At 42.4% G+C, this 13,692-nt stretch carries 13 protein-coding genes; 6 read left to right on the top strand and 7 right to left on the bottom strand.

All coding sequences use genetic code 11. The annotated features are described in order from the left end of the window. Positions 1-277 precede the first annotated feature (277 nt). Both CWC04_RS07705 and CWC04_RS07710 read right to left on the bottom strand, forming a co-directional pair. On the bottom strand, positions 278-700 hold the full coding sequence (locus tag CWC04_RS07705; protein WP_138685068.1) for a TIGR02444 family protein: 423 nt from the start codon (positions 698-700) through the stop codon (positions 278-280). Further along, positions 684-2,606, bottom strand: coding sequence for an ATP-binding cassette domain-containing protein (locus tag CWC04_RS07710; RefSeq protein ID WP_138685069.1), 1,923 nt, complete (start codon positions 2,604-2,606; stop codon positions 684-686). Before CWC04_RS07710 ends, CWC04_RS07705 begins: the two co-directional genes overlap by 17 nt. Positions 2,607-2,738: 132 nt before the next feature. On the opposite strand from CWC04_RS07710, the gene CWC04_RS07715 reads away from it, so the two are divergent. Then, positions 2,739-2,942, top strand: coding sequence for a YheV family putative zinc ribbon protein (locus tag CWC04_RS07715; RefSeq protein WP_004589620.1), 204 nt, complete (start codon positions 2,739-2,741; stop codon positions 2,940-2,942). A gap of 23 nt (positions 2,943-2,965) precedes the next feature. Here CWC04_RS07715 and CWC04_RS07720 read toward each other — a convergent pair whose 3' ends face one another. Next, positions 2,966-3,178 (bottom strand): SlyX family protein, encoded by a 213-nt coding sequence (locus CWC04_RS07720; RefSeq protein ID WP_004589619.1) that lies wholly within the window; start codon positions 3,176-3,178, stop codon positions 2,966-2,968. Next, entirely contained in the window at positions 3,165-4,163 is a 999-nt protein-coding gene (locus tag CWC04_RS07725) for a WD40 repeat domain-containing protein (RefSeq protein ID WP_024033936.1), read from the bottom strand. Before CWC04_RS07725 ends, CWC04_RS07720 begins: the two co-directional genes overlap by 14 nt. Before the next feature lie 204 nt (positions 4,164-4,367). Between CWC04_RS07725 and fkpA the strand changes: the two genes are divergently transcribed. Continuing rightward, the gene (gene fkpA, locus CWC04_RS07730) at positions 4,368-5,114 is read left to right on the top strand and encodes an FKBP-type peptidyl-prolyl cis-trans isomerase (protein WP_004589617.1); all 747 of its coding nucleotides are present in this window, start codon (positions 4,368-4,370) and stop codon (positions 5,112-5,114) included. 58 nt (positions 5,115-5,172) lie between these two features. On the opposite strand, the gene CWC04_RS07735 is transcribed toward fkpA, so the two are convergent. Continuing rightward, positions 5,173-5,643 carry an Rsd/AlgQ family anti-sigma factor gene (locus CWC04_RS07735; RefSeq protein ID WP_004589394.1) on the bottom strand — a complete coding sequence of 157 codons (471 nt, stop codon included), beginning with the start codon at positions 5,641-5,643 and terminating at the stop codon, positions 5,173-5,175. 524 nt (positions 5,644-6,167) lie between these two features. Here CWC04_RS07735 and hemE point away from each other — a divergent pair. Beyond that, complete coding sequence (gene hemE, locus CWC04_RS07740) at positions 6,168-7,232, top strand: uroporphyrinogen decarboxylase (RefSeq protein ID WP_024033935.1); 1,065 nt, start codon at positions 6,168-6,170, stop codon at positions 7,230-7,232. A 68-nt stretch (positions 7,233-7,300) separates the two neighbouring features. Here hemE and sthA read toward each other — a convergent pair whose 3' ends face one another. Together sthA and CWC04_RS07750 are read right to left on the bottom strand one after the other, a co-directional pair. Further along, a complete protein-coding gene (sthA, locus tag CWC04_RS07745; RefSeq protein WP_029774151.1) occupies positions 7,301-8,731 on the bottom strand; it encodes a Si-specific NAD(P)(+) transhydrogenase in 1,431 nt (476 codons plus the stop codon). A 13-nt stretch (positions 8,732-8,744) separates the two neighbouring features. Beyond that, entirely contained in the window at positions 8,745-9,878 is a 1,134-nt protein-coding gene (locus CWC04_RS07750; RefSeq protein ID WP_054983308.1) for an acyl-CoA desaturase, read from the bottom strand. Positions 9,879-10,005: 127 nt separating this feature from the next. On the opposite strand from CWC04_RS07750, the gene fabR reads away from it, so the two are divergent. The 3 genes from fabR to leuB all read left to right on the top strand — a co-directional run bounded on the left by fabR (position 10,006) and on the right by leuB (position 13,658). Then, positions 10,006-10,626, top strand: a complete 621-nt coding sequence (gene fabR, locus CWC04_RS07755) for an HTH-type transcriptional repressor FabR (RefSeq protein ID WP_004589390.1) — start codon at positions 10,006-10,008, stop codon at positions 10,624-10,626. Positions 10,627-11,031: 405 nt separating this feature from the next. Further along, a complete protein-coding gene (gene leuA, locus CWC04_RS07760) occupies positions 11,032-12,585 on the top strand; it encodes a 2-isopropylmalate synthase (RefSeq protein WP_004589389.1) in 1,554 nt (517 codons plus the stop codon). Beyond that, positions 12,582-13,658 carry a 3-isopropylmalate dehydrogenase gene (gene leuB, locus CWC04_RS07765; protein WP_004589388.1) on the top strand — a complete coding sequence of 359 codons (1,077 nt, stop codon included), beginning with the start codon at positions 12,582-12,584 and terminating at the stop codon, positions 13,656-13,658. The genes leuA and leuB overlap by 4 nt, the downstream gene beginning before the upstream one ends. Positions 13,659-13,692 lie beyond the last annotated feature (34 nt).

Here is a 13,692-nt window from a genome sequence, read left to right on the forward strand (position 1 = left end):
ATATTTCTAGCAATAATAACTAGGCTTTTATTTTTCTCTAAAAGCGCAGCGTCTCTAACCCTCTTTGTGATTAATTTGCTTAAAGATTTTTTGCACAAAGAGAAAAGAATGAGAAGTAAATGAGAAAGATAGCCACGAGCCAACAGCGGCTAGGCTTATATTTCTAGCAATAATAACTTGGTTTTTATTTTTCTCTAAAAGCGCAGCGTCTCTAATCCTCTTTGTGATTAATTGGCTTTAAAATGAGCATTTAGAAGAGGGTGTAAAAACTGACAGCCTAAGTGGCTTTCACATACAGCTCAATATTGTTTGGCTTTACAGCTTCTAAAAAGCTAAGTTTATTCGCTGTATCAATCAGTATTTGCTGTTGTTGCTTTTCAAGCTTTAACTCGGCGCTTAATAGCTCTTGGCGTATTTTTGCATAGTCGCTGATACTTTCTTGATTGGCTTTTAAATAACGACGAGCGGCGCGCAATGGCTTAAGTGCCTGCGTATCAAACTCATTAATCGACGCTATTAACGCACTGAGCTGCTCGGCATTAATGCTCAGCTTAAGTGAGTCTAAATACAGCAAAAATAAGCACAGATTAACGTTTTTACCTTGCTGGTTTTGCAGTGCCAGCAAGGTTTGTTGTTGCCCTGGCTTTGCGTACAAAGCGCAGGAAAATTGCCAAAACTCGTTTTTATTGAGCAAGTTCATCGGCAAAGGCCTGCTCTTTTTCTTCCATTTCTTCAAGCGCCATCAGTAGCTCTTCTTCAGTGTTGTTTACTTTAGGGGTAAGCGTTGCTTGCTTAGCAATTAGCTCCTTTAACTGGGCTTTGTTATCGTCGTTGTAGAGTGTGTTGTCGCCAAGGGCTACTTCAACTTCGCTAAGCTCTGCAGTAAATTTATCGAGCTGCTTTTCAAGCTTTTCAATTTGTTTTTTAAGTGGTTGAATGGCTTTTCTAAACTCAGCTTCTAGGCGCTTTTGCTCTTTACGGTTAACGCTTGGATTTGCTTTTGGCTCGTCAGGTTGATGGCTTTTAGCGGCTTCTTTATTTGCATTGAGTAACCATTGGTAATACGCATCTAAGTCGTAACCAAATTGAGTGACTTTGCCATCATCCACTAAATAAAATTCATCGGCGGTGTTTTTAAGCATGTGGCGATCGTGCGATACGGTAACCATGGCGCCTTCAAAGCCTTGTAGTGCCATTACTAGCGCGTGGCGCATTTCTAAATCAAGGTGGTTAGTTGGCTCATCAAGTAGTAGTAAATTGGGCTTTTGATACACCAACATGGCTAGCACTAAGCGGGCTTTTTCACCGCCCGAAAACGGCGCCACGGGTTCAAGTGCTTTATCGCCAATAAATGCAAAGCCACCTAAAAAGTCACGCAATGATTGCTCTGTGGCTTGTGGGTTTAAGCGTTGAATATGGGTCACTGCGCTGGCTTTTAAATCAAGCGATTCAAGTTGGTGCTGCGCAAAGTAACCTATATTTAAGCCATGGTGCTGAACCACTTTACCTGCTTGAGGCTCAAGCTCGCCCGCTAATAGCTTTATAAGCGTTGATTTACCCGCGCCGTTACGACCGAGTAACGCAATACGGCTGCCAGGAACTAGGTTTAGCGCGATATTATTTAAAATAGTGACATCGCCATAACCTGCTTTTGCTTTATCTAGGGTCATTAGCGGGTTAGGCAGGGCTGTTGGCTCGGAAAATTCAAAGTCAAACGGTGAGTCGGCATGCGCAGGTGCCAGTTTTTCCATACGTTCGAGCGCTTTAACACGGCTTTGTGCCTGTTTGGCCTTACTGGCTTTGGCTTTAAAGCGAGTTATAAACTGCTCAAGATGGGCAATTTGCTCTTGTTGTTTTTCAAACATTGCTTGTTGTTGTAACAAGCGCTCTGCTTTTTGGCGTTCAAACTGTGAGTAATTACCTTTGTACACATTAATAAGCTGTTTATCGACATGCCAAATTTGATCAACCACTGCGTCTAAAAACTCACGGTCATGAGATATAAGTACCAAGGTGCCTGTGTAGGCGCGTAAAAAGCGCTCAAGCCAGTAAACGGCATCTAAATCAAGGTGGTTGGTAGGCTCATCGAGTAATAGTAAGTCGGCATCGCGAATAAGTGCTTGTGCAAGGTTTAAACGCATACGCCAACCACCAGAAAACGCGCTTACAGGGTTTTCTATTTGGTGATTAGCAAAACCTAAGCCGTGCAGCAACTCACCCGCTTTTGACTCTATGCTGTAGCCTTTAATATTTTCAAGCTGAATATGTACTTTGGCTTGGGTGTCACCATCGTTTGTTTGCTCAGCTTCACGCAGGGCAATGCGCAATGCATAGTATTCAGGGTGACCTTGAAGTACATAATCAATGGCGCTTATTTCAAGGGCTGGGGTTTCTTGTTTTACAGAGGCAATAGACCAATCTTTAGGTATATTGCAATCACCCGCATCGAGTTGCAGCTCAGATTTTAATAAACTAAATAAGGTAGATTTACCACAGCCATTAGCGCCAACTAAGCCCACTTTGTGCTGTGGAAATAAAGTAGCCGAGGCATTTTTTAATAAGGCTTTTCCGCCACGAAGTAGTTCTATTTCTGAGATTTGGATCATGAATGCGTTACTTTACTGTGCCCTGGTTAAGTTGGCGCTATCATACCATAGAACGTATTGCTCTTATCAAGCGTATCAACATAGGAAGTTATACGATAAAATATGTGCAGTTCAAACCACAGGAAAAATGTTGTGAGACAAAAGAAGCGATTTATTGCTGGTGCATCGTGCCCTGAGTGTAAAGCCATGGATACCATGATGCTGTACAGAGAACATGATGTTGAAAAAGTAGAGTGTGTAGAGTGTGGCCACAAAATGGCGCAACCCGATAACGCTGTTCAGGCATCTACTCGCCAATTTGAACAAGTAATTGGTGTATTTAAACCGGGCGATTAACCCGGTTTTATTTTGTCGGGTGCTTAGTAATGTGGCGGAGGCGGCTCTTGCATTTGCGACATTAGCGACGGCTGCTGCGCTTCTTTAAGTTTTTCTGCTAGTAACTCAGTTTGGCGCTTCATTTTTGCAAGCTGCTGTTGGTGTGCTTTTAGTTCGTCATTTAATATTTCTATTGTTTCGTCTTGAAAAGCAACTTTTGCCTCAAGCTCCATTAAACGATTTTCAATTGTGTTCATTTGCTTCTCGTATTGTAAAGTGCTCTGCAATTCCGCTCGAGCTCTCGGTTAACAACGACTTGCCGTTATCTATAAACGTTACATCTAGCACCACAGCCGATTTAGGCTTACTGCCTTCACGTGGTGTGACTTGCCAAGTTTGAATTTTCTCTCCGCTGGGTAACTGCCATAAATCAACGCGCTTATTGGGCGAGCCTGTGGCCAGCAATGTACCTTGTTCGTTAAAGCGTACCGCAGTAAAAATTTTCTGACGCGCAATATACGCCAGTTTACTCACAAGATCACCTGTAGTCAGCTTCCATACATGTGCTTGCTTCATACTATCTGCGGTAAATGCGTAGCGACCTTGTGGGTCTAGGGTTACTTGGGTAACACGCGTCGGGTGATTAAAGCGATGAATTACTTGCCCCGTACGTGTATCCCAAAAATAAGCAACGTAATCGTTTGAGCCGCTTAAGGCGTAGCGCCCATTAGGCGATAAATCAACGGTGTTTACTTTGTCTTGGTGGCCTAAAAACTCAATGCGGCGTCCGGTTTCTAGGTTTAAAAATACCACTACGCCGTCGCTTCTGCCGTATAAAACACTGCGGCCTTGGTTACTTATCGCAATATCGCGAATAGTGGCTTGTTGAATTTTATAATAGCCGCGGTTTTCGCCGCTGCTAATATCCCACACGGCAAAGGTGGTTTTTTCTGCGGTAACAGCCACGCTATTATCAAACGCAATAGCCACAGCATACACTAGGCTTTCTTGTGATTGCTGTTGAAACCATTGATATTTTAGCACCTGCTGTTGATTATCCCACAGGGCGACCCCATGGTGAATGGAGGAGACTAGGCTGTATTTACCATCGTTAGATACTGCCGAGGAAAACGCACCCTGTGCTGCGTGTTCAAAGCGTTGTGCAGCTTGCTGTTTTTGATCGCTACAAGCTAGGGCTAATAAACAGCTAAAAGCGATTAAAAAAGTACGAAATATCGACATATTACAGGTATTTCCTCTTAACTCTTAGTGACTGAGAGGTTAGACTAGGTCACGTTGAAGGCCTAGGGTGTTTGTCTAATCACTATAATAGGTTAGGTTTTAATTTAGTTAGTTATTAAACAAGCAGCCTATCATGTAGGCCGTTAATCTTTAACTAGTAATAATACAATAAATGACAACTGCAAAGTGTGTCGGAGATTTAAAATGAAAAAGACGATTAGATTGTCATTGATTGCAGCGTCGGTTTTAGCGCTTACAGCTTGTAATCAAGAAGCAAAACAAGAACAAGCTGAAGTTAAATTAGACACTGTAGAGCAGCAGCAAGCATACGGTATTGGTGCATCAGTAGGTAACTTTTTAAATAAAGACCTAGCTGATAAATCAGAGATTGGTATTGAACTAGACCAAGCACTATTAATTCGTGGTTTTGAAGACGCGCTTGCTGGTAATGCAAAAATCGATGAAGAAAAAATCCGTGAAGTGCTAACTGAGCTAGATACATCAGTGCGTGCAAAGCAAGAAGCTAAAGCTAAAGTTGAGTCTGAAAAAAGCAAAGAAGCAGGTAAAAAATACCTAGAAGAAAATGCTAAAAAAGAAGGCGTAACAGTAACTGAGTCAGGTCTACAGTACGAAGTACTTAGCGAAGGCGAAGGCGAAAAGCCAGCAGCAACAGACGTAGTTAAAGTACATTACAAAGGTACTTTATTAGACGGCACAGAGTTTGATAGCTCTTATGCGCGTAACGAGCCAACTACTTTCCCTCTTAACCGTGTAATTGCGGGTTGGACTGAAGGTTTACAGCTTATGTCAGTAGGGTCTAAGTACAAGTTCACTATTCCTTCTGAACTTGCTTACGGCGATCGTGACCTAGGTAAAATTCCAGCTAACTCAACGCTTGTTTTTGAAGTAGAACTACTTGAAATACAAGATGACGAAGCACCTGCGCAATAAGCGGTAGCTTATAACGCAAAAAGGGACCATAACGGTCCCTTTTTTGTAGGCTATTTTATTAATCTGTGTGGTTAGAAAACAAATTATCTATTAGCTCATCTTCTAGTTCAAAACGTGCTTCTAACGTTTCGCCAAGTACCGACAAATCGTTATCAAACTCTGCTAATAAGTCCTCTTTATCTACTTCTGCGTATTTATCGTTAAAATCTAAAGCAATATCTGTTGTGCTAGAAATGCGCGGGTAAATTGTATTTGCCAGCTCTTGGCTTTCAAGGCCCTTGCTTTCACAGGCTTTTGCAATGTCATCGTACACTTCAAAATGGCCGGCAGATAAGTAATCCATTAAAATTTGGCAAAATGATTGAATTTGTTCTGGCTCTGGTAAGGCGTGATCTTTTTTGTCGTATGGCGAAAACCCAGCCATTTTACAATAAAGTACAATTAACTCTTGGCGCTCGTTTAACCATTTATCAATGACAGTATGGCTACCACCCCATTTTTGTTGAGCTTTCTCTACGCGCGTCAGCATTACTGTTCTCCTAAGCTGGGTCACTTTTATGGTTAAATTTAAACTTTCTTATACATCAAGATATATTTTATTTAAGTGTATATCAACAAGTAAAAGGTATGAGCTGGTGCATGTGTGTATTTATTGTAGGTAAATTATTATTTTATTGCAGGCAAGAAAAAACCACCGGTTAAGGTGGCTTAATTTCTTGTTTTGGCCTGTTAATACAAGCTTTCTTATTGTTATAGAAGATTTTTGTTATTTTTATTATAAATATTTTTGTTATTGTTGTTTAAGATTTTTATTATTGTTCTTGTTAACGCGGGACAAACAATACCAAGGTTTTTGTTATGTTGCAAACATATTAACAAAAAGTTTTTATTGTTAGTTCTTTTTGGTTATTTAACACTCAAATGTGACTAAATAAGCAACAAACTAGGTTCTGTTAGCTGTAACACATGTTTTACGAGCTTAGCGATAGAGAGCCGGAGAATATGGTGGTACAATCTTGAACAATTTCTATAAGCCTCAGGATTATTTACGCTATGAGCGAATTAAAAAACGACCGTTATTTACGTGCACTTGCAAAACAACCCGTTGATGTAACACCGGTATGGATGATGCGCCAAGCAGGACGCTATTTACCAGAGTACCGTGCTACACGTGCACAAGCGGGCGATTTTATGAGCCTGTGCCGTAATGCTGAGCTTGCGTGTGAAGTAACACTACAACCCCTTCGCCGTTACCCGTTAGATGCTGCTATTTTATTTAGTGACATTTTAACTATTCCCGATGCTATGGGTTTAGGTTTGTATTTTGAAACCGGTGAAGGCCCTAAATTTGAAAACCCTATTTCGTCACTTGCTGATGTTAAAAAGATTCCTAAGCTAGACCCAACTGACGAGCTTGGCTATGTAATGAACGCAGTAAGTACTATTCGCCGTGAACTTAAAGGCGAAGTGCCACTAATTGGTTTTTCGGGTTCACCGTGGACACTAGCAACTTACATGGTTGAAGGTGGAAGCAGTAAAGTATTTGGTAAAATTAAAAAAATGGCCTTTGCAGAGCCGCAAACACTACATTTACTACTAGATAAACTAGCTGATTCAGTCATTGATTACTTAAACGCACAAGTAAAAGCCGGTGCGCAATCGTTAATGGTATTTGACTCGTGGGGCGGCGTATTAAGTCCGCGCGATTACAACGAATTCTCACTGCAATACATGCATAAAATTGTTGATGGTTTAATTCGCGAATACGACGGCCGTAAAGTGCCGGTAACGCTATTTACCAAAAATGGTGGCCAGTGGATTGAAGCAATTGCAGCAACAGGTTGTGATGCAGTAGGTCTTGACTGGACTATTAATATTGGCGACGCTAAACGCCGTGTAGGCGATAAAGTTGCATTGCAAGGTAATATGGACCCGTCAATGCTTCACGGTACGCCTGATCGTATCCGCCAAGAAGTAGGCACTATTTTAGAAGACTTTGGCACAGGTGATGGCCACGTGTTTAACCTAGGCCACGGTATTACACCAGATGTAGACCCAGAAAACGCCGGTGTATTTATTAATGCAGTACATGAGCTAAGCGCGCAATACCACAAATAACAGCAGTGGTATTAATAGCTATTAAAAAGCCCGCTAATTAGCGGGCTTTTTGCTGTGTAGTAATCGGGTTAAGTAAATAACCTATTTAATCCATTTAACGCCGCAACACGGTAGGCTTCTGCCATCGTTGGGTAGTTAAATGTGGTATTTACAAAGTAGTCAACGGTGTTGCCTGCTCCTTTTTGTTCCATAATGGCTTGGCCAATATGAACAATTTCCGAGGCACGCTCACCAAAGCAATGCACGCCAAGTACTTCTTTGGTTTCACTGTGAAACAATATTTTTAAACTACCAACTTCTGTACCCGCAATTTGCGCACGAGCCAAGTGCTTAAACTGAGCACGACCAACTTCATACGGTACTTTTGCAGCGGTTAGCTGTTGCTCTGTTTTACCTACCGAACTCATTTCAGGAATGGTATAAATACCGGCCGGTATATCTATAATTAGCTTATCTTCGCAATTACCGCAGGCAATAGCATCGGCAGCTATACGGCCTTGATCAAATGCTGCACTCGCTAAGCTTGGGTAGCCAATTACATCACCTACTGCGTAAACGTTGTCTACCTCAGTTTGGTACATTTCGTTGACCTTAAGTTGGCCTCGACCATCGGCTTTTAAACCAATAGCTTCAAGGTTTAGCGTATCGGTATTACCTGTGCGCCCGTTAGCAAATAAAATACAGTCGGCTTTTACACGCTTGCCCGATTTTAAATGCATTACAACGCAATCTGAGCGCGTTTCTATACGGTCAAACTCTTCGTTATGACGAATAACAATACCGCTATTCCAAAAGTGGTAGCTAAGCGCGTCAGAAATTTCTGCATCCATAAAGGCTAATAAGCGGTCGCGTGTGTTTACTAAATCTACCTTAGCGCCTAAGCCTTTAAAGATTGAAGCGTATTCACAGCCAATAACACCCGCACCGTATATAAGTACACGTTGTGGGTCGTGCTCTAGGCCTAAAATAGTATCGCTGTCGTAAATACGTGAATGGCTAAAGTCGACCTCAGGTGGGCGGTATGGGCGTGAGCCGGTAGCAATTACAATGGTTTTAGCGGTAATACGCTCTGCTGAGCCATCAAGGCGCTTAATTTCAACCGTGTGTTTATCTACAAAGCTCGCATCGCCTTGGTACATATGAATGCGGTTACGGTCGTAAAAGCTGCTACGTAAGTTTGACTGCTTAGAAATAACAGAACTTGCATGGCTTAAAATATCAGGAAACGTTAAGCGGCTAGGGCGCTCGCCAACATTAAAAAGTGGGTTTGCTTTGTATTCAATATAGCGGCTAACCGAGTGGCGTAATGCTTTTGAAGGAATTGTTCCCCAATGTACACAGCCACCGCCAACAGCTTGTTGGCGCTCAATAACCGCTACTTTTTTATCGTTTTTAGATAGGTTCATGGCGGTGCCTTCACCGCCAGGGCCCGTACCAATAATTATTGCGTCATATTGGTAAACTACGGGTGCTTTTTTTTGTTCTGGTTGTTTGGCCACAGCCACTCCTAAATTAATTAAAAGAGGCTTTTAATAACCTCGCATTAAGTGCTAGCCATGCCTGTTTTTGATTTTCCCAGGCGGCTTCCAGCTCATGGTATTGTGTCATTAATGCTGATTGTTCACACTGCTTTGCCATGTTATTTTTTTTAGCTTCTAACACTTGTTTTTGTAGTGAACAGTAATTTTGCAGCTTTTTCAGCAGTAAATCGTACTCTTGTTGTAATAATGTAAGCTTATCTTGCGCTAAAGGCAATTTTGAAAGGCGCGTTTGCGTTTTACTCATTAGCGTTTCGGCTTTGGCTTTTTCTATGCGCTCAACCGGGGTGCGCTTTAATTTACTGGCTAAACCGAGCGCTGCTAAAGAGCGGATCATCCATTTTGTTGGGTCGTAATGAAACCACTTAATACCGTTACGGTAATCGCTTGCAAAAATATGGTGGAAGTTATGGTAACCCTCGCCATAAGTAAATAACGCTAAAAAGCCATTATCGCGTGCGGTGTTTTTTTCAGTGTATGGGCGTGAGCCCCAAATATGAGCCAATGAATTAATGAAAAAGGTAAAGTGCTGGCTCAATACTAAGCGTAATAAACCTGCAAGTAGTAGCATGCCCCACACATCGCCTACTAATAAACCAAGCACAAGCGGTAAACCAACATTCATGGCTATAACAAGCTTTAAGTAGTGTTTATGCTGCCACATAACAATTTTATTGCGCTGTAAATCGCGACAATTACTGTAATCGTTATAACTGTCGCCTTGGTAATCACGTAGCATCCAGCCAATATGGCTGTACCAAAAGCCGTTAGTTGCGGCGTAAGGGTCTTTTACTGGGTCATCTACTTGGCCGTGGTGTATACGGTGATCGCTACTCCAGTGCAACGCACTGTTTTGCAAAGCAAATGCGCCACCAAGTGCAAAAATAAATTCTATTGCAGGGTGTACGTTATAGGCTTTATGCGCCCATAATCGGTGGTATCCGGCAGTGATAGAGAGGCCTGCGTAAAACATACAGCCTACAAATGCAATCCAATGCGCGCTGGTAAATCCGTAACTAATGCCGTACCAAGGTACAAGTGTGACAGCCGCCAAAAAGGTTAGGCTAAAAAATAGGACGTTTGTCCAAATAATCGGTGGTTTATTCATCGTTTTTACTCTCAGCGTACAACTGTAAGCTAAAATAGTGTTTCAATCTCTTGGCGTCAAGTATTAGACTAGACAATTCGGCTAATTATCATTAAAACTTCATATAAAATTACTCAGGGAGCTGTGGATGTCGGGTGTTAGAGCACAACAGAAACAAAAAACACGACAAGCCTTAATTGAGGCGGCATTTAATCAGCTTAGTGCTGATCATAGTTTTTCTAATTTAAGCTTACGCGAAGTTGCCCGCGAAGCCGGTATTGCCCCCACCTCTTTTTATCGCCACTTTAAAGATATGAACGAGCTAGGTTTAACCATGGTCGACGAAGCAGGCTTGACCCTTCGCCAACTTATGCGCCAAGCCCGCAGACGTATAGCCAGTGGCGGCAGCGTAATAAATACTTCGGTTGTTACCTTTATGGAGTTTATTGATAACTCAAGCAACCAATTTAGATTACTGCTGCGCGAACGTTCTGGCACCTCAAAAGCCTTTAGAGCCGCCGTAGCGCGGGAGGTAAAACACTTTATTTTAGAGCTTGCGCATTATTTAGAAAGCGAAACCAAGTGCGATTCAATCCATGCTTATATTCAGGCCGAAGCCATGGTAACACTGGTATTTAATGCCGGCGCTGAAGCACTTGATATAGAAGGTCAACAACGCGAAGAACTCATTGAGCGGGTTATTTGGCAGCTACGTTATATTACCCGCGGTGCAGGTCATTATATTCGTGAAACAAATAATCAGGTTTAGCTTAAAAAATTAGCAATAAGTTAATCTAAGCACGCAAGTTTACTCAACACATTAATTTAAGCTAAAAAGTCTATTCGTGTGATTTATAAAACCTGAATATGCTATTTTTAGGTATATAAATTTCTTCAATGTGGGGTTTTTATTCCTTTGTTTGGAATATTTATGCTTGCACCAACTGCTTTGTAATGTTAAAAATAGGCCTCACTGAACACACACACAAGAAACAAGATGCAAAATATTCGTTTAGTTACACTAAAACTTAACCTCTTACTGCTATGGTCAGTGAGCGGGGATTAGTGTGTTTGCATCGAGTTAAACACTAAAAACCCCGCAATTGCGGGGTTTTTTATTATCTCGCGGCTGGGATAAATTGAAATTTGGGTAACAGAGGAATGAGGGGCAGTTATGCAAGACAAAGATAAAGTATGGATTTTTGATACCACCTTACGTGATGGCGAGCAGGCACTTAAAGCAAGCCTTACAGAAGACGATAAAATTCAGCTAGCGCATACTATTAGCCGCTTGAACGTGGATGTGATGGAAGTGGGTTTTCCGGTTTCGAGCCCCGCTGATTTTCGCTCGGTGCAACGTATTGCAACCGAAGTTAAAGGCCCAATTATTTGTGGTTTAGCACGTTCAGTAGCAAAAGACATTGAAGCCTGTGGTGAGGCACTTCGCACAGCACAGCAAAGCCGTATTCATACTTTTATTGCCACAAGCCCTTTGCACCTTGAACACAAATTACGTATGAGCCTAGACGATGCAACGGCCATGGCGGTTAAATCAATTAAATTAGCGCGTAACTACACTGATGATGTTGAGTTTTCGTGTGAAGATGCAGGGCGTACGCCGCACTGGGATTTATGTAAAATTGTTGAGCAGGCAATTAACGCCGGTGCCTCTACTATTAATTTACCTGATACCGTTGGCTTTGTAACGCCAGACGAATACGCCGCAATGATCCGCCATTTAATGAATAACGTGCCGAATATAGATAAAGCGCGTTTAAGTGTACATTGTCATAACGATTTAGGTTTAGCTGTAGCTAACTCGGTAGCCGCGGTACAAGCCGGTGCTCGCCAAATTGAGTGTACAATAAATGGTATTGGTGAGCGTGCGGGTAACTGCTCGCTTGAAGAAGTGGCGATGATCATGAAAATGCGCAAAGACCACTTAAACGTTCACACCGATATTAAAAGCGAAGAAATTTATCGCGCATCTCGCCAAGTGGCAAAAATATGCAATATGCCAGTACAGCCAAATAAAGCGATTGTGGGCGAAAACGCCTTTGCACATAGCTCGGGCATTCACCAAGATGGCGTATTAAAAGCGCAAAATACTTATGAGATTATGTCGCCAGAAAGCGTCGGTGTGCCAAATAACCAATTAAATATGACCTCGCGTTCGGGTCGTCATGTTATTGAGCACCGCTTAGAAGAGTTAGGTTATCAAAAAGCTGACTACGATATGGACAGCTTATACGAAAGCTTTTTAGCGTTAGCTGATCAAAAAGGTACCGTATACGATTACGACCTTGAAGCCATGATTTACTTTAATCAAATTAACGACAAAGACGAAAAATACCAATTAGAGTTTGTAAACTCAGCGTCTAACTCACAGTCGGTAGCCAGCTCTACCATTGGGATGTTAATTGATGGCGAAGCAAAACAAGAAGCTGCTACAGGTAATGGCCCTGTTGAAGCCTCATTTGCGGCTATTGAGCGCTTAACTGGTATGAGCGTTGAAATGATTGAATACAATTTAGAAGCCACTGGTCAAGGCGCAAGCTCGCTTGGTCAAGTAAACATTATTGCTAAATACGATGGTCGCCCTTATCACGGTGCGGGTATTGCTGCGGATGTGGTAGAGGCGTCGGTACGCGCCATGATCCGTGTTTACAACTTAATTTATCGTGCACAAAAAGTGTCTGATTTAAAACAACAAAGGAAAGCAGGATGAGTAAAACAAACTACAGCGTTGCCGTATTAGCAGGCGACGGTATTGGCCCAGAAGTAATGGCAGCAGCAGAGCAAGTACTTGATGCTGTAAGCAATAAGTTTGGTTTTACCCTGAACCGTCAGCATCATGCTATTGGTGGCGCAGCCATTGACGAATTTGGTGAAGCATTACCACCAAAAACGCTAAGCGCGTGTGAAAACGCCGATGCCATTTTATTTGGCTCGGTAGGTGGCCCAAAATGGGAAAACCTACCACCTAATGAGCAACCTGAGCGTGCATCGCTTTTACCGCTTCGTAAGCACTTTGGTTTGTTTTGTAACTTACGCCCAGCACAGCTTTTACCGGCGCTTAGCGCAGCATCGCCATTACGTGCAGATATTAGCGAAAAAGGCTTTGATATTTTATGTGTACGCGAGCTTACAGGCGGTATTTACTTTGGTGAAAAAGGCCGAAGTGGCGAAGGCGCTGAAGAAGCTGCATTTGATACACAAACTTACTCGCGTAAAGAAATTGAACGCATTGCCCGTTTTGCCTTTGAGGCAGCAAAATTACGTAGTAACCATGTAACCTCGGTTGATAAAGCAAACGTGCTTGCATCAAGCGTATTATGGCGTGAAGTCGTTACCGAAGTAAGCAAAGACTACCCAGAAGTCAGTCTAGATTACATATACGTAGATAACGCAGCTATGCAATTAGTTAAACAGCCTAGCCAGTTTGACGTGCTACTTTGCGATAACTTATTTGGTGATATTTTGTCAGATGAGTGTGCGATGATCACAGGCTCAATGGGCTTATTACCATCGGCAAGCTTGAATCAATCGGGCTTTGGTTTGTACGAACCAGCCGGTGGGTCAGCGCCAGATATTGCTGGCAAAGGGGTTGCAAACCCGATTGCGCAAATTTTAAGTGCTGCACTTATGCTACGTTACTCATTAGGCCAAGACGAAGCTGCGCGCACCATTGAAAAAGCCGTAGCCGAAGCCGTAGAAGCAGGCGTTGGCACGCCAGATATCTACCCACAGGGTGGATACAGCACAAGCGATGTGGCAGCTGCCATCGTTTCACGTATTTAATATATAAATCGCAGCACCGTTATGCTGCGACTTA

The organism is Pseudoalteromonas sp. S2893 (assembly GCF_005887105.1).
In the GTDB taxonomy this organism is placed as follows: domain Bacteria; phylum Pseudomonadota; class Gammaproteobacteria; order Enterobacterales; family Alteromonadaceae; genus Pseudoalteromonas; species Pseudoalteromonas atlantica.

Excerpts from the sequence above, each read along its gene's own strand:
- CWC04_RS07705 (WP_138685068.1), bottom strand. The coding sequence starts at position 700 with ATGAACTTGCTCAATAAAAACGAGTTTTGGCAATTTTCCTGCGCTTTG.
- CWC04_RS07710 (WP_138685069.1), bottom strand. The coding sequence starts at position 2,606 with ATGATCCAAATCTCAGAAATAGAACTACTTCGTGGCGGAAAAGCCTTA.
- CWC04_RS07720 (WP_004589619.1), bottom strand. The coding sequence starts at position 3,178 with ATGAACACAATTGAAAATCGTTTAATGGAGCTTGAGGCAAAAGTTGCT.
- CWC04_RS07725 (WP_024033936.1), bottom strand. The coding sequence starts at position 4,163 with ATGTCGATATTTCGTACTTTTTTAATCGCTTTTAGCTGTTTATTAGCC.
- fkpA (WP_004589617.1), top strand. The coding sequence starts at position 4,368 with ATGAAAAAGACGATTAGATTGTCATTGATTGCAGCGTCGGTTTTAGCG.
- CWC04_RS07735 (WP_004589394.1), bottom strand. The coding sequence starts at position 5,643 with ATGCTGACGCGCGTAGAGAAAGCTCAACAAAAATGGGGTGGTAGCCAT.
- hemE (WP_024033935.1), top strand. The coding sequence starts at position 6,168 with ATGAGCGAATTAAAAAACGACCGTTATTTACGTGCACTTGCAAAACAA.
- CWC04_RS07750 (WP_054983308.1), bottom strand. The coding sequence starts at position 9,878 with ATGAATAAACCACCGATTATTTGGACAAACGTCCTATTTTTTAGCCTA.
- fabR (WP_004589390.1), top strand. The coding sequence starts at position 10,006 with ATGTCGGGTGTTAGAGCACAACAGAAACAAAAAACACGACAAGCCTTA.
- leuA (WP_004589389.1), top strand. The coding sequence starts at position 11,032 with ATGCAAGACAAAGATAAAGTATGGATTTTTGATACCACCTTACGTGAT.
- leuB (WP_004589388.1), top strand. The coding sequence starts at position 12,582 with ATGAGTAAAACAAACTACAGCGTTGCCGTATTAGCAGGCGACGGTATT.